Raw genomic sequence first — 23,076 nt, forward strand, 5'->3', positions numbered from 1 at the left:
CTCCTTGTGAACCTGTGGACATAGCTGAAGCGAAAACCGGAGGGCTCATCTATTGCCTCGATCTTCGCTTCAGCCGTTGCCCAGCTTTGTTCAGTTTTATTTTTTGTTCAATTCGTCGAGCTTCGCCTGCGCCTCTGCCAGCACCTGCTCGCCGCCTGCCTTCTTCCACTCTGCGACGAAGGCGTCGAACTCGCTGATCGGCCGCTTGCCTGTGATGAAGCTGATGAAGTTCTTGATCGTCATCTGATCGAGCGCATCCTTGAATTCCGTATAGACCGGCTTCGCCAGCGGCGTCATGAAGTCATATTTGCCGATGCCTTTGCTCGCCGCATCTTCCTTCACGGGCATCAGGTCCTTGCGGGTCATGAACGGCGCCTGGAAGTCATAATCGTTGAAGCTGGCCGGCGCATGGTAGTACGGGCCGATCCCGAACTTCGTCCGCTCCTCTTCCTTGTCGTACGGCGGCAGGTAGACGTAGCTGCCGTCTTCCTTGCGTTCGTACGTGACGCCCTCTTGCCCGTATTTGATCTTGGTAAACAGATCCATGTCGAAGGAGGTGGCATCGAACATTTGCAGGTACTTGGCCATCTTCGCCTGATCCTTCTCAAGCTGGATGCCGAATTGGATGCCGGTGCCCAGCATCGGATTGCCTTCCGTAATGCCGAAGCTGCCGTCCGGCCCCTTCGGTCCGCTGCTGAGCGCCCACTCGGCATTCGGCACCTGCTCGCGCAGCTTCACGTAATACTTGCCGCTGAAGAAGGCTTCCGGCTGGATGAATTCCCACCACGATCTGGCCACGACGCCCACCTTGCTGGAGATGACCTTGTCGTCGAGATTGGTATCTTTGTTGACGAAAAATTCGGGATCGATCAGATCGCTCTCGAACCATTGATGGAGCGTGGTCAGCGCTGCCTTGGCGCCGGGCTCCACCTCGCCGCGTACCGCCTTGCCGTCGATATCGACCGTCGCGCCAGGATATACCCCGTAGGCGCCGAATACCGGCGAGAAGATCGCGGCGATCGAGGGTCCTTGCCCCGATGTCGTCACAGCGGTCATGCCGTAGGTGTCCTTCTTGCCGTTGCCGTCCGGATCGTCGTTGCGGAACTTGGTCAGCGCCTCGCCCATCTCGTCGATCGTCTCCGGCGTCTTGGCGATGCCGACCTTGGTCAGCCAGTCCTTGCGGTAACCGAGCACCTCGGAGGAGGAAGCGAGCGTCCACAGGACAGGCAGGCTGTAGATTTTGCCGTCCGGTCGTCTCACATAGCGCATCGGATCGGGGCCGAGATTTTTCTCCATCCACTTCATATAGTTCGGGGCATTCTTCTCCAGCAGGTCCAGCGGGATCTCGGCGGCCGCGCCTTGATCCGCGAACTTGTCGGCATCGGCGAAGGGCACTTCCTTCCACCAGTCCGGGATGTCTCCCGAGGCGATCTGCAGCAGCAGCTTCTCGCGGATCGCGTCAGGGTCGTTGGTGGACGTATAGAAGTCGAGGTCCACGCCCAGCTTCTCCCGGATGGCGTTCATCGCGTAGCCGTTCAGATTGGTCTTGTCTGCGTCGAAGTTCCACACCATGAGCTTCATTTTTTCTCCTGAAGCGCTTGCGGCAGCCGACGCGCCGGCCGTACCCGAAGCCGAAGCCGCTGCCGACGAGGGGCCGTCATTGTTGTTCGAGTTGCCGCAAGCCGAGACGAGGAGTCCCACCTGAATTACACTTAGACCTGCCGCGAGCCATTTCATGCGTTTAAACATCCGGATACCGCTCCCTTTTTTATGATCTGTTCGATTGTTCCGCTTGAAGCTCTATTTGAAGGCTTAGCCTTTAATAGCGCCGACCATGACGCCTTTGACGAAGTACTTCTGCACGAACGGGTACACGACCAGCATCGGAATAATCGAGATAATGATGACCGCCGACTGCAGCTGTCTGCCCGTATACTTGCTGTGGGTGCTCATCTTCAGAATCATCGCATTCAGGTTCGAGGTATCGTTTTCGATGACGATCTTCCGCAGCACGACCTGCAGTACCTGCCTTCGGCTGTCCGAGATGTAGATCAGGCTGTCGAACCAGGCATTCCAGTGCCCGACGCCGACCCACAGCGCGACGGTGGCCAGCACCGGCGCGGACAGCGGCAGGATCAGGCTGACGAATATCCGGACATATCCGGCGCCGTCCACCCGGGCCGACTCCTCCAGACTCTCCGGGATGGACCGGAAGAAGTTGCGCATGATGAGCACGTTAAATGCGCTGATCATGCCGGGCAGCACAAGCGACCATACCGAGTTCAGCAGCCCCAGGTTTTTGATGAGCAGATAGTTCGGTATGAGGCCGCCGCTGAACAGCATCGTGAACAGCAGGAAGCCGGTGAAGGTCCGGTTGAACGGCAGATCCTTTTTGGATAAAGGATAGGCGGTCAGCGCCGTGAATACGAGAATCAGGACGACCCCCAGCACCGTGCGGACGATCGTATTGAGATACCCCGTCCAGAGCGGCGTATAGTGGAAGGCCAGCCGATACGCTTCGAACGACAGCTTGTGCGGATAGAGCATGAAGCCGGTCGAGTAGGCCGAAGCGCCTTCCTCGAGCGACAGCACGATCTGGCTCCAGAAGGGATACAGCGTGACGAGCGTCAGAACTGCCATACCGCCGTACAGCAGCACATCGATCAGCTTCCCCGCAACACTTTTGCGATACACCATTGCCCTGCCTCCTTGCTCTGCGGCCTCACCACAGCGTGTGCTCGTTCCCGCCGATCGCCTTCACGATCCGGTTCACCCCGAGGACGAGGACGAGCGCCACGACCGACTTGAACAGGCCGACCGCCGTGGAATAGCTGTAGTTCGCGTTGATTAATCCGATCCGGTACACGTACGTATCGATGATATCGGCGACATCCATTACCTGCGCATTGTACATATTAAAGATCTGATCGAAGCCGGCATCCAGAATGGTCCCCATGGACAGGATCAGCATGATCGAGATGACCGGCACCAGCATCGGCAGTGTGATGTAGAGCATGCGCTTGAACCTGCCCGCGCCGTCGATGATGGCCGCCTCGTGAAGCTGCGGGTCGATCCCCGCGATCGCCGCGAGATAGATGATCGAGCCCCAGCCGAAGCTCTGGTAGATGGACGTCCCGACCAGAATCGACCGGAAGTAATGCTCATCCGCCATGAAGATAATCGGGAGCTTGCCCATCGCCTTCAGCAGCATGTTGACCGGGCCTTCCAGCGAGAAGATCGTAATGAAGATGCCCGACAAGACGATCCAGGAAATAAAATGAGGCAAATAGGAGATCGTCTGCACCCATCGCTTGAACCGGCGGCCCGCAAGCTCGCTTAGCAGCACGGCGAACAGGATCGGGACCGGGAAGCCGAACAGGAGCTTGTAGAAGCTGATGATCAGCGTATTTTTGAGCACCACGTAGAAGTGAGGGTCATTAAAAGCTTTGTCGAAGTACTTCATGCCCACCCAGGGGCTGTTCGCGATGCCGCCTACGATCTTGAATTCCTTGAAGGCTAGGATCGCCCCGTACATCGGGATATAATTGAAGACGATCAAAAAAATAAATCCGGGTATGAGCATGAGCAGCAGCGCGCGATACTTGATGAAGCGCTTGGATCGTTCGCTTGGCCCTGGTCCTGGCCTAAGCTCGCGGTGCGCCACCGCTGTGCCGATTTCCGACACGTGTCCCCCTCCTCTCTGGCTGCCTGTGACGGCGTTCTTGTTCGCAGGTTCATCGTAGCATAGGACTGGAAGCGCTGTATTCTTCTCATATCTTAGATTCGTTTCACTTTACTGCGATGTTCCCTTGGCGATGTTGACGGGACTTTCGGCTGAACCTGATAATCGAATTAACACATCGGATGGATAGAAATCAGGGGGAGGCACGCATCATGTACAGCATGCTGATCGTAGACGACGAGCGCTTCGAGCGGGACGGCGTGAAGTTTCTCATCGACAAATACGGCCTTGGACTTGAGATCGTGGAGGCGGCGAGCGGCGAAGAGGCGCTTCAATATATAAAGGAACATCCGATCGACATCCTGCTGACGGATATCCGCATGCGGGAGATGGACGGGCTGCAGCTGGCCGAGCAAGTACGCGCGGTGCAGCCGGGCGTCAAGATCATTTTCTTAAGCGCTTACGGCGAGTTCGAATATGCGCAGAAGGCGATCAACCTGCAGGCCATTCAGTACATTCTGAAGCCTGTTGACGTGACGAACTTCCTCGACGTGCTGACGAAGGCGATCCGGATGCTCCAGGAGGAAGAGAAGGCGCAGCAGTCGCTCCTCCAGGACAATCAGAAGAGCATCCAATGGGAGAAGCATCGGATTGTGGCCGATCTGCTGGGCAGCGGCGGCTATGCCGGCGCTCTGACCGCAGGCGATCCCCGGCACTCCCTGCCGCCATGGAACCAGGTGCTGCCCAGCGGCAATCTGGCCGGCGAACGGCATTACCGCATGATGATACTGGATACGAGACAGCGGTTCTTCGACTCCGCGGACCCCGAATTCGAGCAGCGCTTGACCGACTGGCTGCCCTATCCCAGCTCGATCATCAATATGAACGAATACCAGAGCCTCATCCTGCTCGAGGTGCCGGCAGAAGAGCCCGCGGAGCGATTCGGCACGCTCGGCCATGAGACGATGGATTGGTTCAAGGCGCGGTCGCAGCAGGAGATGAGCGTCATCGTCAGCGAGACGTTCGAGGATGCGGAGAGCATGCGCAGCGCATACCGGAAGGTCGAGGCCGTGCTGGAAAGCCGGTTTTTCTATGAGGAAGGCGGCGTCCGCTTCGCAGAGCCCCTGGACGAGCAGCAGGGCGCCGTGCAATCGCCGTATATCGAGCAGACGCTGGAGGAAATAAACGGCCTTCTGGCGCGGCATGAATTCGGACTCGTCCGCATGCGCTTCGAGGCGCTGTTCGATCATCTGAAAAACAGCAATCGCTTTTCCGTCATCTACGTGAAGTACATTTGCTCCGAGATCGTGCGCTCGATCCTGAAGTCTACGAATACCAAGGACCAGGAGCTGTTCAAAAACAGTCTGGAGACGATCTACAAGACCGCGGTACTGAAGGATCTGCGGGACGTCATGCTCGCGATCTTCGAGCAGTTCGGCGCGCGGCTGGCGCCCGTCTCCTCGCCTCCCCCTTCGGAATCCGTGCACAAGGTCGTGGCGGACGTCATCCAGATCATCGAGCGGGAGTACCGGTCGGATCTGTCCGTCGAGCTCATCGCCGAGCGGGTGTATCTGACGCCCAGCTATCTCAGCCATCTTTTCGCCAAGCATACCGGACTTAGCCTGATCAAGTACTTGACCATCCATCGGCTGGCGAAGGCCAAGGAGCTGCTGCAGGAGACCAACCGCAAGATTATCGATATCAGCCATGACGTAGGCTATTCGAACTTCCCTTATTTCTGCACGCTGTTCAAAAACTACTACGGCAAGACGCCGACACAGATCCGGGAAGGGAATCTCCCATGATCCGGCTGGCCCGGCGCTTCCTCGACCGGCTGCGGTTCCGCCAGAAGCTCATTCTGACGTATCTGATCGTCAGCATTATCCCGATTCTGATCCTGGGCATGTACTCCTATTATCAATCCAAAACCTTCCTGCGCGAGCAGGCGCTGGAGAGCTTCCAGCGGAACGTGGACGTGATCTCGGAGAGCGTCCAGTCCAACATGGATCACTACGAGACGATGTCCAGCCTGATTCTGTACAACAACGTCATTCAGCGCATCCTGTCCAACCACTATGTGGACCTTTACAATCTGTACCTGGACTTCAACCAGTTCCTCAACCCTTACCTGAACATGCTGATGAATCTGAACAAGGATACGACGCAGCTGTCGATCTACACGAACAGCCGGCTGCCCGAATACGGCGAGTATATCAACAAGATCGAGCGGATCAAGGACAAGTCCTGGTACGCGGACGTGAAGCGGGTCAAAGGCGTGAAGTGGTACCACGAAAACAATGAGCTGTTCCTCGCCGGACCGTTCCCGAAGCTGTACGCCTCCGACCGGTCCGCCGTAGCGGTGAGCGACGACAATGTGCTGTACATCCGGTTGAACAACCGCACGCTGTTCGCCGATCTGCCCGATACCTTGCGCCAGCATTGGGTGTTCCTGGTGGATGGACAGGGAGCGTCCATCTATTCCAATCATGTGATGGATACCGGGACGATCGCGCTGATGGGCCAAATACAGAACAGTCGGATGGGCGAAACGAATATCGGCGGTACGAACATGCTGATGCTCAAGCAGGCGATCCCGCACACGGACTGGACGCTGTACTGTCTCGTGCCCTACAGGGACATCGTCGAGGACTCGGGCAGCATCGTGAGCGCGACGCTGATCATCGCCGGCAGTTGTCTGCTCATCCTGATCGTGATCATCTCTCTCTTCGCCAATTCGATGATACGGCGCCTGTACAGGCTGAACAATTGGATGAAGCGGGCCGAAGGCGGCGAGCTCGAGCTGCGCATCCAGAACACCTCCAGGGACGAGATCGGCGAGCTGACCGACCGGTTCGGTCATATGATGCACCGGATCAACGAGCTGATCAACGAGGGCTACAAGAACAAGATCGTCCAGAAGGAAGCCGAGCTCAAAGCGTTGAAGTCGCAGATCACGCCGCACTTCCTCTACAACACCTTGTCCTTCATCAATTGGAAGGCGCTCAAGAGCGACGATCAGGAGATCAGCCATATGGTGACGAGCCTGTCCAGATTCTACCGCACCGCGCTCAATCGCGGGGACAACATCATCTCCGTCCGCGACGAGATCGTGAACGTGCAGTCGTACCTGGACATCATCCTGACGACGAGCGGGCACAGCTTCGACGTGATCTACAGCATCGACGAGGAGATCTACGCCTATGGCATGATCAATCTCATCCTGCAGCCGCTGGTCGAGAATGCCGTCAAGCACGGCATCAACCGCAAGACGGACGGCGGCAAGGGTCTGCTCGAGATCTCGGCGCGACTGCATGAAGACACGATCGAATTCAGCGTGCGGGACAATGGGCCGGGCATAGCGCCGCAGCGCCTGTCGGAGCTGCTCTCCACGCCGACCGCCGGCTACGGCCTCAAGCACGTCGACGAACGCATCAAACTCATCTTCGGCGCCGACTTCGGGCTGACGATCGAGGCGGTTGCGGGGCCCGGGGCGTGTATGAAGGTGAGGATACCGATGCAGATTTGCTAGATTTAATAAGATAAATAAGAGGAATCTATAAGGATCAACAATTCCAAGAATGAAATAATTTCACTTTACGATTAGACTAATTTACGAACAGCTAGGTTACCGAATATTATCGCATGTAACTTTGGTTCACTTGGAAACGTCTAGGAGATGAGGTGAACAATGATGCGGGTGATGATACGGCTGGCTGCGACCTTGCTCGTGCTGGCAACGATGCTGTCCGCGACCGGATGCAAGTTGAAGAATAATCCGATCGCCGCGATCTGGGGGAAATGCCTCGGCGAGATCGAATGGGTCGACTCTCTCATGCTGAACGATATTATGTATATCTCCAATCAAGACGGAACGAAGGAAATCGCAGTCGGACAGGAAGGCGAGAAGGTCGGCGAGGTCGCGTATACGTTAAACGAACATGCCTGTACGGACCATAAGGCGAAGAACGGCGATGCCGCCTATCTGCCGATCGGCGCGGCGATCTATGCGATGAACGGCTACAAGCCCTCGTACCGCCTGATGGCGGGCGGCAAGGTGTATGAGGCCCATAGCAATCCGAATGCGAAGACACTCGGCGACCTGTGGGACATCGACGGGAAGATTGCAAAGATCAGTTTGGAGAGCGGCATCGACGGCAGTCCGATCGGCGACTTCGCGCCGGAAGCGTCGGCCGTCTTCGCCAGGGAGATGCCGCAGCTGACGCTGGTCGGCTTCGATACGGTCTACAAGGACACGAAAAACGAATACGGCATCTTTCTGCGCGTACATCTGGAGGACGGGACGTCCTTTCGGATGGTCTACTATGAAAAGGCGAACGCCTTCAATGCGGGCGCCTATGGCACCGAGGCGCTGAAGACGATCATCGTCAGCGAACGCGTGCGGATTAAGAAGGCAGCCGGACTGATGTAGCGGGCAAGTGTGATAGCGCATTCAACCACCCATCTGCTACAATACGGTTGATGAAAATTCACGGATCGACGATGGAGGTTGGGCATATGAACTTACGTCCGCTGGGCAAATCGGGCTTGCAGGTAAGCGAAGTCAGCTTCGGCACATGGGCGATCGGGGGCTCTTGGGGACAGACAGATGACGCCGAGTCGCTCCGTGCCTTGGACAAGGCGATGGATGAGGGCGTCAACTTCTTCGACACCGCAGACGTATACGGCGACGGCAAGAGCGAGCGGCTGCTCGCTCGCGCCACCAAGGGCAAGGAGGACAAGATCCACATCGCCACGAAGTTCTGCCGTCAGGGCGATATCCATGATCCGCAGACCTATTCGGAGCAGCGGGTGCGCCAGTGGTGCGAGGACAGCCTGAAGCGACTGGAGCGCGATACGATCGATCTGTATCAGATCCACTGTGCGCCGTTCGAGATTCTGAAGCAGGGCGCCGTGTTCGAGGTGCTGGACAAGCTGCAGCAGGAAGGCAAGATCCGCGCCTACGGCGTCAGCGTCGAGACTGTGGAGGAAGGCTTGTTCTGTCTGGAAAAGTCGGGCGTGCAGGCGCTGCAGATTATATTCAACATCTTCCGGCAGAAGCCGATCGCTGAGCTCCTCCCCCGCGCCGCCGAGCGCGGTGTCGGCCTGCTCGTCCGGCTGCCGCTCGCCAGCGGTCTGTTGACCGGCAAGTTCACGGCGGATGCTTCGTTCGAAGCCGAAGACCACCGCAGCTTCAACCAGAACGGCGAAGCCTTCAACGTAGGCGAGACATTCGCCGGCCTCCCCTTCGCCAAAGGCGTAGAGCTCGCGTCGCAGCTCGGCTGGATCGCCGAAGGCCGCGACAACATGACGCGCGCGTCGCTCCGCTGGCTGCTGGACTTCCAGGAGATCACCTGCGTGATCCCGGGGTTCAAGAACGTTCGTCAGGTTGAGGACAACCTGGGCGTGCTGACGACGAAGCCGTTCACTGCGGAAGAGCATGAGCGGCTGCGGGCGTTCTACCGGGAGCAGGTCAGCGAGCATATTCGGGGGGCTTACTGAGCTAGTTCGGAAGGCTCACATACAGCAGCGGACCCGCCATTTGGGATCCGCTGCTTATCGTTCATGTATTAGTTGCAGTATCTTCAGCGGTCTTGGGACCATGCCCCGTCCAAGTACTCGAACCCAAGCTCGGATTTTGCCACCACAAGGTATCTTTATAAACAAGATCAGCGCTCAAATAAACGAGAAGTTTTTTAGAATCATCATATACATTCAAATCATACTGGGTAATGCCAGTACCCTGTCCCTTGTTTAATTGAGTAATCCATTGTTCGATTTGCGGGATGAGAGCATTCACTGCCGTTGCGTCGGATATAAACGACACTGAGGCGCGCTTCCCATTCAAAGCATAGTCTGCAACTTCGACGGCAGTCGGGAAGACTGCATGACCCGATAGCTCCTGCTCCAGCCGTTTTTTCGACTCATCGTTTCCTAATTTCACTTCGGGTACTGCTGTAAACGCCGGAATATTGCGAATGTCATTCATCGTTTCTTTGTAAAAGCTGTTTCCATCATCACGTTTCAACGCTACCGTTATCGAATGAATGGTGTCTTCATTTGCCGCCATTCTTGCTACATTCCGAGTTGCTCTTATTCCTTTAATATCTTCGCTTGTTGCCATGGAGCCATCGCTCTCTGTATGCAGCTCAACTTTTAAATTCGAATTTTCGAATTCGACGGACAGGACATCAGCCCCATCAGCAAGAAGTTCTTTTTTTATAGAATCCGTCTGATCAACGCTCTCGGCTGAGGAAGTGATGAAGAACAAGGAAGCTGCAATCGCACCGATGATCCCCGTCCAAACGATTTTACTTTTCATAAACGTACCCCTATCGCCTCATTCACATCAATTTATTTACACGATTCGGGTTGCCGGCGCAACTAGACCGATGAATTTCCGGAACGGTTGTCGTCTAAATAATCGAAGGCATCAGTAACAACCAAATTCATTTAACGATGGGGTGTATGAAAATGGCATTAACGTCCACATTCACGAGCTTCAACCTGCCTGTCAAAAACGTAGCGCAATCGAAGGCATTCTTCACCGGACTCGGATTCGAGCTCAACCCGCAATACCCTGACAACGAGAATTCGGCAGCCATCGTGGTCGGCGACAACCTGCAGGTCATGCTGATCAACCAAGCATTCTTTACTACGCTCACGGAGAGGGAAATCGTCGATACGAGCAAGTATGCGCAGATGACGATCGCACTCGCCTTCGAGAGCCGGGAAAAGGTCGATGAAATCGTGAATACCGCGGTCTCCCTGGGCGGGAAATTGCACGCGGAGCCTGAGGATCATGGGTTTATGTATCATTGGGGCTTCGTGGACTTGGACGGCCATCTGTGGGCGATCAACTACATGAACATGGACGCGGCGGCTCAAGGCCAAGAGTAACGGAGAGCACAGCTCGTGTTTGGATGCAAAATGAAAGACGCCGGGTATCCATTCCGCGGCGTCTTTTTTGCGAGATTAGTTTTGTTCGGTATACGCTTTAAAGTTGTCCATGATCGCCTGCCAGCCTGCTTGCTGCATCTCAATGGGGTTGGAGCTTTCCGCGTCGAATGTCTCAATGACCTTCGTCTCGTTGCCTTGATCGACGAACGCAATATCCACGCGTCTCCCGTCTCCAATCGTGTAGCCGATCGCCTCATGCAGATTCACGACGTCGTATACGCCGCCAAAATCAAAGCCCATGCTGCCATCCTTCGCTTCCATCCGCGTGAGGAACTGGCCGCCGATCCGCAGATCGTTTTCGGCTCTCGGCGCATGCCAGTCCTCGGACGCTTGATTCCACTTCGTAATATGGTCCGGCTCGGACCAATAGCGCCACACCTTCTCGACAGGGGCTTGAATGACAACTTGCACGGTTATCTTCGTCGGTTGACTCGTTTCCATTTAAATGGACACCTCTTTCATGATAATCGTTCTTTGGTTACTCTCAATGGTATAGACGTAAACCAATGACACAATTCATCGGTCGAGTCGCGCAGGCAGCCCAAATCGCGCAAATAATTTGGCGCTGATGAAGTTTTGAACGTGCAGAATTTGATTATCTTTGGTTTCGATGACGTGGATGCCCCAGGGAACCAGGCCGGCGTCTTCCTTGCCCGGCATATACTGGGCCAATGCCGGATAACCGCCATTCACCGTAACGGGCACAAATCGTGAGCCCTCGCAATGCCAGCGCGTAAGCGAATAAAAGGCGGACAAATCTTCCTTGCCACGAATCCACATCTCGAACGGAGGCATCGACATGCAGCCCTCCTCGTGGAACAACGCGACGAGCGCAGCAATATCGAATCGCTCGAAGGCTGCGACATACCGGGACAGCAGCTCCTGCTCCGGCTGAACGTCCATGCTGCTAAGCTGATCGGAGCGAAGCTGCGCCCGGTCCATCGTCTCTCGGGCTCGCTGCAAGGCGCTGTTCACCGCTGCGGGCGACATCGCGAGCGTGTCCGCGATCTGCTTGGACGGCCATTCGAATACATCCTTCAAAACGAGAACCGCGCGTTGACGCGGAGGCAAGGTCTGCAGAAGCGCGATGAAGCACAGTTGAAGCGTATCTCTGCGGACGAGCCGATCCTCCGGATTGCCCCCAAAGTCGGGGGACGGCCAGATCCAGGAGGATTCCGGTTGCGTGTCGCGCGGCTCTACGATGGCGGCAGCCGGATCGAACAGGTCGACGGGAAGCGCGCGGCGCTTGGATTGTCTCAGCTTGTCCAGGCACAGGTTGGACGCAATCCGATAGACCCAAGTTTTGAACGAAGACTCCTGTCTGAACGTACTCCCGCTCTGCCAGACCCGAATACTCGTCTCCTGGACAGCATCGTCCGCATCGTCCATGGAGCCTAGCATTCGGTAACAGAACGAGGTTAAGCCCGGCTTCAAGCTTGCAAATAAAGGTTCGTCAAATGCGGCGGTCTCGTTCATCGCGGCCTCCCTTAAAGATCTCCCCGAAGGGCGGTACCTTCATTATATGCAATGAAGCGGACAGCCTCAATTGAATTCATAGGCGCGAGCTTGAAGCGGCTGGGCACGAATCATGCCTCGTTCAATTTGTCGGGATCGATCATCAGCGCTGCCGCGAGCTGCATACCGTCCTTAACGCCTTCCATATACAGACGTTCATGTTCAAGCGCCCGCCTGAACAGATGCCTGTCTTCCCAAGCCATGTATCTGGCAAACTGCACCGTATCCATGCCGCCGTAGAGCGACGCGAATGCCTGCTGTTCCTCGGCGCGCGCCTGCTGCAGCTCAGGGTCTGCATCGCTGCGGGCAGCGACCTCATCGAGCCGCTGCTGCATGGCATTTCGGAACCATGCCGGAACCTCCATCCCCGTCTTCCTTTCCGAGCCTCCATTTATTTGCGCAGCCGCTCTTTGCGTCCGGTCTTCCTCTTATGCAACTGAACGACCAGCTCGTCCACCTTCCGACTCTGCGCCTGTACCGCCTCATTCCTATACAACGGTATCCCCTGCTCCAAAGACCGGCGCCCCAGCTCGTTTAACTTTCGCTTTTCCTCCTCATACTGATGGAGTAAGTGGAGCATGGTTGGCCCTCCCTACCGTTCGGATAATGAATGCAATTTCTGATAAATGTAATTTAATTACTTTTTGTTTAATACTTTATCTGTTGTGGTTAGTATAGCAAATTGATAATGGACAGAAAAGGAGTATTTTCCTTGAACGATCAGCCCGTTATCATCAAGCAAATTATCGGTAAGACCGTGAAAGCACTCAGGATAAAGCAAGGCATGAGCCAAGAGGATTTAGCGCAGGAATGTGATGTGGATCGCTCCTATATATCCATGATTGAGGTAGGTAGAAACGAGCCTTCAGTCACAAAAATATTCGATCTTTGCAAGGGGCTAAAAATTAGGCCATCCGACTTTTTCAAAATGATTGAAGGGGAATACGCAGAGAAACAAAATTAATCCTGAAACGACTTATTCGTCTCAGCATTGTATAATAACGACTACGTCAATTACTTATCTTTCTAAACGTTATCAAAGGAAGAGACACAGCATGTACTTCGCATTCGGCTAACAGCCATGACTTTGCCTGTGAATGCGTAATATCGTTTGCCCACCAAGCCCGGTGATTTGCAGCAGTGGCAGCGAAAAGTGGATTCATTTCTTGTAAAAGCGCTCATTAAGCAGGCGGCCCATCAAATAAGTATAGATAGAAGAGCCTCTCTGGAATGATGCTAATCAAGCAAAATAAAAAGATCGCCAACCGAGGCCTCTTAGCCGAGTTGGCCGATCTTTATTAATTTATAACATCATCGTGGTTGAGGCATTTACTCTCATCTCGTAAATGCAATAGTTAAGTCTAAAAAAGCTAGCTGGCTCATTTGCCGTTTAATTCAACTGCTTCTCTCTAGTCAATAGAATAAAAGAATTTAAGTCCATCAGCCATTTTTGTTGTCGAGGCCTATAAGTTTCATGGATACGCTTTGGTAAAACAAGTTGAAGGTTGTTTGATTCCATTTCATCAGTCTGATTTTCGCTAATACCCGGTTCTAATGTGAGCAGATGCTTGTTTTCAATCCGATGTGCTTCAGACAAAACTTGACGCCATCTATCCTTACAAGTTGACTTTACTCCTAACATTGTGAGTTTTGACGTAGGGAAACTCAAATCACGATAATTCGAAATATGAGGAAATACAAAGTCAGGTTTAGACTTGTTTTCTGTCATAGGTGTACGGGAATAGGTGATACCTTGGACTTTAAAAATTTCTTCCAAATGATTTTCCAGTGCATAACCGACTCGAGATTTTCTTCGATTATGTACACTAAGTGAGAATTGGATAAACCCTTCAACATCTGTGGCCTCATCATCTTTGAATCCCTCTTCAAGCTTTTGTGCCACTAAGTGTCTCTCAAGACGCTTGAAGAGCCTTTCTTCATGTTCGATCCACCCTAATAACGTTTGATCAGGCTCTTCATAGGGAGACGTCCCATGAAATGTTCTTCTGGCCAAAGATGAAAATACAGAAGTACTTGGGAAACCAGTATTTAAAAATGGTGCAAGAATGCTGTCAAGATATTCGCTGTCAGTCTCTTGGATTTCTATACCCATTTCTTCAAGAATGTATCTTACTGCAAAGTCTACTTCATGGTCATTGTCATTTTCAATAGACTGAAAACTGAATTCAAAACTATCATGCTCAATACCAAATAGCCATAGTAATTGACTCTCCATTGTACTGCCAGAGGGCACAACTATCATAAAAACCTCTTCGTCGGGTCGCTTGGCTACAATAAGCAAATCAGCTTCCCTTGCTTGATCCATGACTAGATTACTTTTAAAATATAGTCTGTACTCAGAACGCGTTGGATGATTTTCACGAGCGTCATACCAAGTTAATTGTCCTTTGCACGAAAGCCCCTCGTTTTCTCCTGCCATCCAGAGAAAACGAGCTTCATGTGATGTACGATTATCTCCAAACAAGTTTCTAAGAGGCTTGCTGCCGTTAAACTCATGCTGATTTGAAACTGATTTGTCGACTTCAACCGCACTAAGTCGCTTATTCGCTAGATCGACAAAGTATTGCGAAAGAAAGCCTCTCCGCATGTGATAGATACCTCGCAACATGTTATTTAACACTGTCCACCGATTTCTATAGATAGCATGTCCGTTGTCTGAAGCCACTGTGCGCACAGTTCAATTACTTCTTCGCTATCGAGGCGATGTTTTCCTTTTAATGAACATTCCCATACTAAACCGACTCTCCAACCCATTTTTTTTAATTGCTCTATATTTGCTTTGTCTACCTCTTTATTACGGTTAATTTTTTTGTGCCAGAATTCTTCATTAGACGAAGGCCATTTAAATAAATGACAAGAATGCCCATGCCAAAAACAACCATTTGCAAAGATTACAGCTTTGTAACGTGGAAAGACAATGTCGGGCTTTCCCGGTAATTTTTTGTCATGAATGCGATATCTGAATCCAAGTCTATATAAACCCTTTCTTAAAATTAATTCTGGTTTGGTATCTTTGGCTCGTATATTTGACATCATACGACTTCGTTTTTCGGACGACACGATATCAGACATAGGATTCAACCTGTTCAAACATAAATTTCATCTGATCAGATTCCCTATGTGATCTCATAGCTCTAAATATATGAGGCAACATATGTGCTGCCACAGCTTCAACTACAGGAACAGCAACGGAATTTCCGAATTGTTTATATGCCTGAGTGTCAGATACAGGTATCCTAAAAGAATTCTCACCAGGTTTATCAAAACCCATAAGTCTGGCGCATTCACGGGGTGTTAAACGTCTGGGGTTTTTGCCCTTTTGCTCAATAAGAATTTCAGAGCCGTCTTTATAGTAACGAGCAGATAATGTCCTAGCTATATCCTCTGGCCCAAATAGACCATATCCGAATCCATTACCTTTTGCTCTATGTTTCTCTGCGTAGTTTTGCAGGTATTCCCAAAGTCTATCACTCAAAGTATACTTTTCAGAAACTAGTCCACTTGGTTCGTTTGTGTATGGAGGCTCAATAGCTTCTGTACCGTCAGATTTGTGTAAAATTGAACCTAGATTGGGGCCTGCCTGGGGAAGTATCAAGTCATCAAATGAAAAGCCAACATCTTCTCTAAACCCCACAATAAAAATACGTTCTCTATGTTGCGGAACAAATTTTTTTGCATCAATTACACGGAAATCAACTTTATACCCTAACTCTTCACATAGGGTTTTAATAATTATTTTAAAAGTATTTCCCTTGTCATGACTAATCAGATTTTTAACATTTTCCAATAGAAATGCTTTAGGTCGGTGTCGCTCAATCATTTGTGCTACATCAAAAAAAAGTGTCCCTTGGGTTACGTCATGAAAGCCGTGCGGTCGTCCTAAAGAGTTCTTTTTAGATACACCAGCTATTGAGAAAGGCTGACAAGGAAATCCAGCAATCAAAACGTCATATTCAGGTACACTGTCTAAATCTACATCACGTATATCACCATTCACTGGATGATCACATTCGAAGTTTGCTTGGTATGTTTTTCTACAGGCCAAATCCCATTCACTTGTAAAAACACATCTTCCACCAATTGACTCAAATGCTTTTCGCAAACCACCTATTCCAGCAAATAAATCTATAAACTTAAAGCTAAAATTACTATTCCCCTGCCCGGATCGGACATTATATATTGACTTGAGCTCCATAAGTACATCTTCATCCGGAATTGCCTCACCACGTTCCCAACGGTAAATAGTTCGTTCGCTTTTACCCAGTAAATTTGCAACCTCTTTTACAGAATATCCTGTTATTTCTCTTAAATACGCAAATTGAGTATCTTTAAAAATTCTCATTCAAAAGCCTCCATGTCAAAAGCATTCCCCGGGGGAACGTTTTTGACATAAGAATAGCATATAAGAACATATTTTCGCAAACAGTAAATACATCTTCCCAAAAAATAAGCAATCATCCATAATAAACAATTTCAACACTCTTGCCGATATATATTAAAGATAAGGAGGTCTAATAGATGTTAAACACTCTAAGAAAAACTTTAAGTAAAAACGATGTTAGTGAAACCGACGCCCATCAAGCAGGTATGTATATTCTTAAGAAGTCAATCTCCTTTTTCCCCAGATTAGGATATGATACACTAAATCCACGATCTACCCATTCCTTCCAAGATGCGTCCGGAAGGATGTGGACTTTTGATTTCATTTACTATAATAATGTGTATTTCGGCGGAACAAGAGATGAGTATAGATTGACACCAATGAATGAATACTTCAATTTGTATGGTCTAAGGGCAGGAGATACTATTGTACTTGAACGATCTACTGATGGATTGTTGAAAATAAACCACCTTAAGGGAATTTGATTGGAGAATCACTAACAAAAAGAAACTGCTTTTAAAAATGGAGGTCTCGAGCAACCATTTTTAAAAAACAGTTCTTTTAATCAAATATATCATAGACCACGTTTCCTGCCAATATTTTAGATACTGACCCCTTTCCTCAGAAGGAGTAATAACAAAGTAAGTATCGAAGCGCTCCTAATCGAAAGCGAGTCTCAAAAAATATATTTATTTGTTAGTATGGCTTTATGTCCTTACCGCAAAATATATTTGTAGCTGCCCTTGGGATCAACCATTCTTATTCGGCGTTAGAAGTCCCCACCGCGACCGAGGCTGATGGCGTCAAACTGCCGGACGTATCCGTCCAATAGGGTTTGTGTCGGCTCACATCAGCTGACTAACCACGCTTGTCTCGGTTTTGTTGTTCGCCACACCGCAGCCGATAGTCAGGCAGTTTGCCGATGAAATCAAAGGGATGCATTTATTAGCACAACCTAAGGAACAGTCATTACAACTCCACCTACCAGGCATTTACTCCTGTATTACTGCTCCGCACGCCGCACCATCATTTCCTTCATTTCGAACCCATATTTCTCATAGAGTTTCATGCACATCCCCTATGATGAAATGTGAAGGCATATGGCGAATGCGAGCTCGTCGGAGTAAGAACCAGCGATCATCCTAAGGTTTCTATCCTCAGTTCACTATTTCGATCTCATCATAACGATAAACAACCTGCACAACCCCAGAAGAAAACGTTCTCGCACGAACCAATTCCAAATTCAATCTCTGCCTAATATCAATAAACAGCGGCTTTCCTTCTCCCAACACAACCGGGTGAACGGATAGCCTGAATTCATCGACAAGTCCTGCATTGATAAAGCTTGTAATCAGACTCGCTCCATCATAAGATTGATCGTTCCCTGGCACATATTGTCCCCATTGATCATAGCTCTGTCTTCCATATATAATCGTATCAATCTGATCCAAGAATTGATTGAAGCCCATCTCGGGGTCCATGATGCACCAATCGGTTTCTCCGTTTTTCCCTTCGATATACCCATCCAATGTAACGGCCAGATCTAAAATAATTCTTCTTGTCATCCTTGTTGCTCCTCTCTTTGAACGCCTGTATTCATATATTATAGCTTGCGCAAATACGCACCCGTAATTGAGTGTTCGGCGGCTGCCAGCTGGACCGGTGTGCCCTCGAAGACGATCTACCCGCCCCGGTGACCGCCCTCGGGGCCCATGTAGATGATCCAGTCGGCGCTCTTGATCACGTCCAGGTTGTGTTCGATGACGACCACGGTGTTGCCCCCGTCGACCAAGCGGTTCATGATGTGCATGAGACGCGAGATATCGGACATATACAGTCCGGTCGTCGGTTCGTTCATCACATAGAAACTGCCTTCCTTGTGAAGCTCTCCGGCCAGCTTGATGCGCTGGCATTCGCCGCACGACTGGGTGCTGAGAGGCTGGCCCAGCGTCACGTACCCGAGTCCCACATCTTCGAGCATCTGCATCTGACGGAGCAGCTCCTTCCCGATGAAAAACGCTGCAGCATCCCGTACCGTCATCGCGAGGACATCGCTGATGGACTTTCCGTTCCACTTATATTGCAGCACCTCGTCACTGAACCGCTTGCCCCCGCACACCTCGCAGATCGTCCTTACCGGCTCGAGAAAGGCCAGATCCGTGTAGATCATCCCCGTCCCTTGACAGTTGGGACAAGCGCCCTTGGAGTTGAAGCTGAACAGGGACGCGCTCACCTTGTTGGCGGCTGCGAACAACCGGCGGATCGTCCATCATGCCTGTATAGGTCGCCGGATTCGAGCGAATGGACGTGTCCACGGCCGACTGATCGATGACGATCGCCTCCGGATGCGCCGGCAGGAAGGCGCCGTTAATGAGCGTACTTTTGCCTGATCCGGCGACGCCTGTGACCACGGTCAGCACGCCGACGGGGATATCGACTGTCACCTCCTTTAGATTGTGCAGACTGGCGCCGGCTACGGTCATCCAGCCCTTGGGTATCCGGGTTGACGTCTTCAAAAACAGACTTTCCTTCAGGCACCGTCCTGTCAACGTATCCGAGTGAAGGAGGCCCGCATAGTCGCCTTCATACACGATCTCACCGCCGCGGGTACCCGCATGCGGTCCGACATCGACGATATGATCGGCGATCTCCACCACCTCGCGGTCATGCTCGACGACGAGTACGGTGTTCCCTTTGTACCTGAGCCGGCGCAGCATGCCGTTCAGACGATGGACATCCCGCGGATGCAGCCCGACGCTCGGTTCGTCGAAAATGTAGATCATGTCGGTCAGACTGCTGCTCAGATGCCGGACCATCTTGATGCGCTGCGACTCTCCGCCCGACAAGGTCGCGGTGGGACGATCCAGGCTCAGATAGGTCAGCCCGATCTCGACCAGATGGTTCAACCGGAGCAGGAGCCCGTCAAGCATCGGCCCGGCCACGGGATCCCGGACCGCTTCGAGCATACGGATGAGCTCGCCGATCTCCATCGCCGCGCACTCCGCAATGTTGTAGCCGTTAATCCGGCAGTTCAGGGCCGCCTGATTCAGACGGCTGCCTCCGCACAGGCTGCACGCACGATACGATAGAAAAAGGTCAATCATCTCTCGCTTCGCATCCGACATTTCGCTGCTGTCCCGCTTCAAGTACAGACGGGTGAGCTTGGGCAGCAGACCTTCGTAATCCCCTTCGATATCGCCGCCTTTGGAGCGGTAGACGATCTTGCTCTCCTTGCCGTGGAGGAGGGTATCCCATTCTGACCAAGGACGACCTCGCGAATAACAATTTCCCAAAACAACAATCCCCTCAAACGGCGTATACCGCGTGAGGGGATTCTCTTGTACCGTCTCGTAAGGTTGATACGCTTAGTTGCCCTCGGCCGCCTCCGCAGCCGCCTTCGTCGGATGAACCGTACCGAACGGATGCTGGGGAGGCGCGTAGATCACATATACTTTCAACGGCTTATCGCCGGTATTGGTCACATTGTGCCATGTGCCGGCAGGGGTCATGATGGCGTCGCCCGCAGCGGCACTAACCTCGTAATCCAGCGCGTCTCTCGTTTTCCCCATCTGAACCAGGCCCTGTCCCTCTTCGATCCGGGTGAATTGATCCGTATGCGGATGCACCTCCAGACCGATATCGCCGCCGACGGGAATGCTCATCACGGTGACTTGGAAGTGCTCCCCTGTCCATATGGCGGTACGGAACGTGTCGTTCTGCTCCGCCGCCTTTTCGATGTTGATGACCAGCGGTTGTTTGCCATAATCCTTGATGGCCATCCCGGCATCGGGCTTCGAGCTGAACCGCTCATAGCTGGAAGGGAGGGGATACAGGGTTTGGTAATAAGGGTAGCTGCAGTTGCGATACGGTTGCTGCTGCTGGTACAGCTGCCATACATATTGAGAATACATTGGGTTCGGAAAAGCTTGAGGCCGGGCTTGCATCAGAATTCATCCCTCCACGCTCAGATACCTCATCCTATGCCCGGCATAGGCAAACGTACCTTGATCGCCGCAGAAACAGGGTTGAACAATCGTATAACTCCAAGCACAAACCTGGGCGGCAAGCTTCGGCATCCGAATCCGGCTTTGTTGACTTTGGCGCTATCCGGCTTACCTTGATCGAGGCAATAAAAACGTGCATTCGCGGCTCATCCGCAGCACAAAAATCCCCTCGAACGCAACATTCCGTTCAAGGGGATTCTCAGTTCCATGCATTCAGCCGCATCCGCAGCCGCAAGGCTGCGGATGCTTCCATTACGTACCCAGTATCTTCTTCCGGTTCAATACCGCCGCATTCGGCGCGCCGTAGTCGTGCATGACTTCGATCTTCGAGATTTCGTCCCCGCTCGCCTTGAACGAACGGATGGCCGAATACGAATCGATCTCGGTGATGTAGATTCTGCCGTCAAAGTACGACATGTAATAGGGCACGCCCTTGAAGCCCAGTACATTGTAAATATTTTCGGCTTGGCTAAAATCGGACAAGTCCTTCAGCCGAATGAACTGTTTGGAGTACACCGTGATGTAGTAGTAAGAGCCGATTTTTTTAATATCGTTCATCGCTCTGTAGCCTGCCGGCACGTCGTACTTCTCTTGCAGCGAGAAGGTGCCGTCTTTGTAATTGGCTACCAGAATTTGATTCGGGCCGCTTACAAAATACATCATGCCGTCGATAATCGAGAAGGACCGGACATAGGCGGCCTCCAGATAGGGGAGGTTCTTTTTGCTATCGATTACGACTTTGCCGTTTTTCAAAGACAGCGTGTATATGTTCTGCGTCTCGGAGGTGAGCACATAAAATTTGCGGGTCGAAGGATCGTAGACCGTTTTATGCGGTCTGCCCTTAATATTGTCGATCACCTGCGTCCGAACGAAGCCCTTGGCGGTCAAGGTGTAGACAAACAAGCGATCCCTGCCGGTGTCTTCGGCGACGAAGATCGTACCGTTGCCGGCGATCGAGTGAGGAGCGGCGATGTCGTTGTCCATCACCTTCCAACGCTTGATCGGCAGCTTCACATCGCGGCTATAAATAATTCTGTGATTCCAGGAGTCGGCGATAAAGTAGAACTCTCCGATCTTGTTAATGAACATCGGCGAGTACAACCGATCTGCATAACTCGCGGTCGCGGCATTCGTCGGCGTAGATTGGAATACTAACGCGAATAAGATAACGAGCATAGAAATGCGCAATCCTGCTTTTTTCAAAATACCCCGTCCTCTCTGATGAATGATCATAAAGTATATAACCATATCTTGTCTGTTTCGTAACAGGAAAGGACAATCGGAGACAAAAATCGAAAATCTAACCGCCCTCGTGGTTCCCCGCTCTGCTCCGCCCCTTAAGCGACACCCCAAAACAAATGAGCAGCACCACGGCTGCGAGCGTATAGGGCGAATTAATCTCAATATCGAACAACACGCCTGCCACGATCGGACCGACGATGTTGCCGAGGCTCGTGAAGGCCGAGTTCAAGCCTGCCACATAGCCTTGCTGCCCCTCGGCCAGCTTGGACATCTGGGTGCCGATCGTGGGGCGCAGGATGTCGATGGCGAGGAACACGACGAAGGTGACGGCGAAGATGAGCCAGAACTTGTGCACGAACAGCATCAAGAGGACGAAGAGTCCGGCGACGAGCAGACAGGCGGAGATGACCCGCTGTTCCCCGAACCGGTTGAGCAGCCAGCTGAAGATCGTCAGCTGCACGACGGCGCCGGCGATCGAGCCGAACGTGATGACGAAGGCGATGTCCTTCGGATCGAAGCCGAACTTGTGATCGACGAACAGCGAATAGATCGTCTCGAAGTTGGCGAGCCCGAACGACATGACGAAGACGATGATCAGACTTAAAAAGTACGGCTCGCGATATGAATACTTTAGTTGGGTCAGCAGACCGCTGCGTTTCTCCGCAACCTTGGCTTGAACCTCCCGGGTTCCTTTTGACGGAACAGATTCCTTGAGGAAAAGTAAAGTTACAAACGCCGCGACGACGCCCCCGACTCCGGCTGCAAAGAAAGGCACGCGAATGCCGAACTCTGCGAGATAACCCCCGATGCCCGGACCGATGATGAAGCCGGTCGTGATCGAGGCGTTCACGTACCCCATCCCGGCTGCGCGCTCCTCGTCCGTCGTGATGTCCGCCGCATAAGCCATGACCGCCGGCATGATCATCGCTGCACAGAGGCCGCCGAGCGCCCGCGAGACGAACATGAGCACCGGAGAATGTGCGATGCCGAACAGCCCTTCAGAGACGGCGAACAAGAACATGCCGATGACGATCATCCGTTTGCGGCCGACCGTATCGGACAAGCGCCCGGCCAGCGGCGAGAATAGAAACTGAACGAGCGAGAAGACGGCGACCATAAGCCCCATCATACTCCCGTTCACGCCCAGCTCGTTCATGAAGCTCGGCATAATCGGAATAATAAGGCCGATGCCGGTGAATACCAAGAACAGGTTCAACATTAAGATCGGCAATGCGCCGTGATGCTTGGCGAAGATAGCCATACGTAACTTCCTC

Annotated in this window: 21 protein-coding genes and 1 pseudogene; 7 read left to right on the top strand and 15 right to left on the bottom strand. The window is 52.2% G+C overall.

Translation table 11 applies throughout. The features are described 5' to 3' along the window. Window positions 1-96 precede the first annotated feature (96 nt). The 3 genes from VQ071_RS13120 to VQ071_RS13130 all read right to left on the bottom strand — a co-directional run bounded on the left by VQ071_RS13120 (window position 97) and on the right by VQ071_RS13130 (window position 3,685). Window positions 97-1,749 carry a hypothetical protein gene (locus VQ071_RS13120; RefSeq protein ID WP_340514458.1) on the bottom strand — a complete coding sequence of 551 codons (1,653 nt, stop codon included), beginning with the start codon at window positions 1,747-1,749 and terminating at the stop codon, window positions 97-99. A gap of 63 nt (window positions 1,750-1,812) precedes the next feature. Continuing rightward, complete coding sequence (locus VQ071_RS13125; protein ID WP_340514459.1) at window positions 1,813-2,697, bottom strand: carbohydrate ABC transporter permease; 885 nt, start codon at window positions 2,695-2,697, stop codon at window positions 1,813-1,815. Between the two features lie 25 nt (window positions 2,698-2,722). Then, window positions 2,723-3,685, bottom strand: coding sequence for an ABC transporter permease (locus VQ071_RS13130; protein WP_340514460.1), 963 nt, complete (start codon window positions 3,683-3,685; stop codon window positions 2,723-2,725). A gap of 209 nt (window positions 3,686-3,894) precedes the next feature. Between VQ071_RS13130 and VQ071_RS13135 the strand changes: the two genes are divergently transcribed. The 4 genes from VQ071_RS13135 to VQ071_RS13150 all read left to right on the top strand — a co-directional run bounded on the left by VQ071_RS13135 (window position 3,895) and on the right by VQ071_RS13150 (window position 9,181). Then, window positions 3,895-5,487, top strand: coding sequence for a response regulator transcription factor (locus VQ071_RS13135; protein ID WP_340514461.1), 1,593 nt, complete (start codon window positions 3,895-3,897; stop codon window positions 5,485-5,487). Next, window positions 5,484-7,211, top strand: coding sequence for a sensor histidine kinase (locus tag VQ071_RS13140; protein WP_340514462.1), 1,728 nt, complete (start codon window positions 5,484-5,486; stop codon window positions 7,209-7,211). Before VQ071_RS13135 ends, VQ071_RS13140 begins: the two co-directional genes overlap by 4 nt. Window positions 7,212-7,370: 159 nt before the next feature. Beyond that, a complete protein-coding gene (locus VQ071_RS13145; RefSeq protein WP_340514463.1) occupies window positions 7,371-8,111 on the top strand; it encodes a hypothetical protein in 741 nt (246 codons plus the stop codon). A gap of 86 nt (window positions 8,112-8,197) precedes the next feature. Then, complete coding sequence (locus VQ071_RS13150) at window positions 8,198-9,181, top strand: aldo/keto reductase (protein ID WP_340514464.1); 984 nt, start codon at window positions 8,198-8,200, stop codon at window positions 9,179-9,181. Between the two features lie 61 nt (window positions 9,182-9,242). Here the strand turns inward: VQ071_RS13150 and VQ071_RS13155 are convergent, their stop codons facing one another. After that, entirely contained in the window at window positions 9,243-10,001 is a 759-nt protein-coding gene (locus tag VQ071_RS13155) for a hypothetical protein (RefSeq protein ID WP_340514465.1), read from the bottom strand. Between the two features lie 152 nt (window positions 10,002-10,153). Between VQ071_RS13155 and VQ071_RS13160 the strand changes: the two genes are divergently transcribed. Continuing rightward, on the top strand, window positions 10,154-10,579 hold the full coding sequence (locus VQ071_RS13160) for a VOC family protein (protein ID WP_340514601.1): 426 nt from the start codon (window positions 10,154-10,156) through the stop codon (window positions 10,577-10,579). Window positions 10,580-10,654: 75 nt separating this feature from the next. On the opposite strand, the gene VQ071_RS13165 is transcribed toward VQ071_RS13160, so the two are convergent. The 3 genes from VQ071_RS13165 to VQ071_RS13175 form a co-directional block, all read right to left on the bottom strand. Further along, entirely contained in the window at window positions 10,655-11,080 is a 426-nt protein-coding gene (locus VQ071_RS13165; protein WP_340514466.1) for an SRPBCC family protein, read from the bottom strand. 75 nt (window positions 11,081-11,155) lie between these two features. Continuing rightward, window positions 11,156-12,115, bottom strand: coding sequence for a sigma-70 family RNA polymerase sigma factor (locus VQ071_RS13170; RefSeq protein ID WP_340514467.1), 960 nt, complete (start codon window positions 12,113-12,115; stop codon window positions 11,156-11,158). 110 nt (window positions 12,116-12,225) lie between these two features. Next, window positions 12,226-12,519 (bottom strand): hypothetical protein, encoded by a 294-nt coding sequence (locus VQ071_RS13175; RefSeq protein WP_340514468.1) that lies wholly within the window; start codon window positions 12,517-12,519, stop codon window positions 12,226-12,228. 347 nt (window positions 12,520-12,866) lie between these two features. Between VQ071_RS13175 and VQ071_RS13180 the strand changes: the two genes are divergently transcribed. Beyond that, window positions 12,867-13,118, top strand: coding sequence for a helix-turn-helix domain-containing protein (locus tag VQ071_RS13180; RefSeq protein WP_340514469.1), 252 nt, complete (start codon window positions 12,867-12,869; stop codon window positions 13,116-13,118). A 426-nt stretch (window positions 13,119-13,544) separates the two neighbouring features. On the opposite strand, the gene VQ071_RS13185 is transcribed toward VQ071_RS13180, so the two are convergent. From VQ071_RS13185 to dcm, 3 genes are read right to left on the bottom strand one after another with little or no spacing between them, the layout of a single operon-like run. Beyond that, window positions 13,545-14,762 (bottom strand): type II restriction endonuclease, encoded by a 1,218-nt coding sequence (locus VQ071_RS13185; protein ID WP_340514470.1) that lies wholly within the window; start codon window positions 14,760-14,762, stop codon window positions 13,545-13,547. Window positions 14,763-14,788: 26 nt separating this feature from the next. Next, window positions 14,789-15,247: a very short patch repair endonuclease gene (locus VQ071_RS13190; protein WP_340514471.1), complete on the bottom strand. Its 459-nt coding sequence runs from the start codon at window positions 15,245-15,247 to the stop codon at window positions 14,789-14,791. Next, the gene (gene dcm, locus VQ071_RS13195) at window positions 15,240-16,517 is read right to left on the bottom strand and encodes a DNA (cytosine-5-)-methyltransferase (protein ID WP_340514472.1); all 1,278 of its coding nucleotides are present in this window, start codon (window positions 16,515-16,517) and stop codon (window positions 15,240-15,242) included. Before dcm ends, VQ071_RS13190 begins: the two co-directional genes overlap by 8 nt. Before the next feature lie 176 nt (window positions 16,518-16,693). Between dcm and VQ071_RS13200 the strand changes: the two genes are divergently transcribed. After that, window positions 16,694-17,041, top strand: coding sequence for an EcoRII N-terminal effector-binding domain-containing protein (locus VQ071_RS13200; protein ID WP_340514474.1), 348 nt, complete (start codon window positions 16,694-16,696; stop codon window positions 17,039-17,041). 672 nt (window positions 17,042-17,713) lie between these two features. On the opposite strand, the gene VQ071_RS13205 is transcribed toward VQ071_RS13200, so the two are convergent. The 5 genes and pseudogenes from VQ071_RS13205 to VQ071_RS13225 form a co-directional block, all read right to left on the bottom strand. After that, complete coding sequence (locus VQ071_RS13205; protein WP_340514476.1) at window positions 17,714-18,121, bottom strand: dihydrofolate reductase family protein; 408 nt, start codon at window positions 18,119-18,121, stop codon at window positions 17,714-17,716. Between the two features lie 38 nt (window positions 18,122-18,159). After that, window positions 18,160-19,813, bottom strand: a pseudogene (locus VQ071_RS13210) (ATP-binding cassette domain-containing protein); the annotation flags it as partial. Window positions 19,814-19,921: 108 nt separating this feature from the next. After that, entirely contained in the window at window positions 19,922-20,467 is a 546-nt protein-coding gene (locus tag VQ071_RS13215) for a cupin domain-containing protein (protein ID WP_340514477.1), read from the bottom strand. Between the two features lie 345 nt (window positions 20,468-20,812). Then, window positions 20,813-21,736 (bottom strand): hypothetical protein, encoded by a 924-nt coding sequence (locus VQ071_RS13220; RefSeq protein WP_340514478.1) that lies wholly within the window; start codon window positions 21,734-21,736, stop codon window positions 20,813-20,815. Between the two features lie 124 nt (window positions 21,737-21,860). Then, the gene (locus VQ071_RS13225) at window positions 21,861-23,063 is read right to left on the bottom strand and encodes an MFS transporter (protein WP_340514479.1); all 1,203 of its coding nucleotides are present in this window, start codon (window positions 23,061-23,063) and stop codon (window positions 21,861-21,863) included. Window positions 23,064-23,076 lie beyond the last annotated feature (13 nt).

Source organism: Cohnella sp. 56 (assembly GCF_037963805.1).
In the GTDB taxonomy this organism is placed as follows: Bacteria; Bacillota; Bacilli; order Paenibacillales; family Paenibacillaceae; genus Cohnella.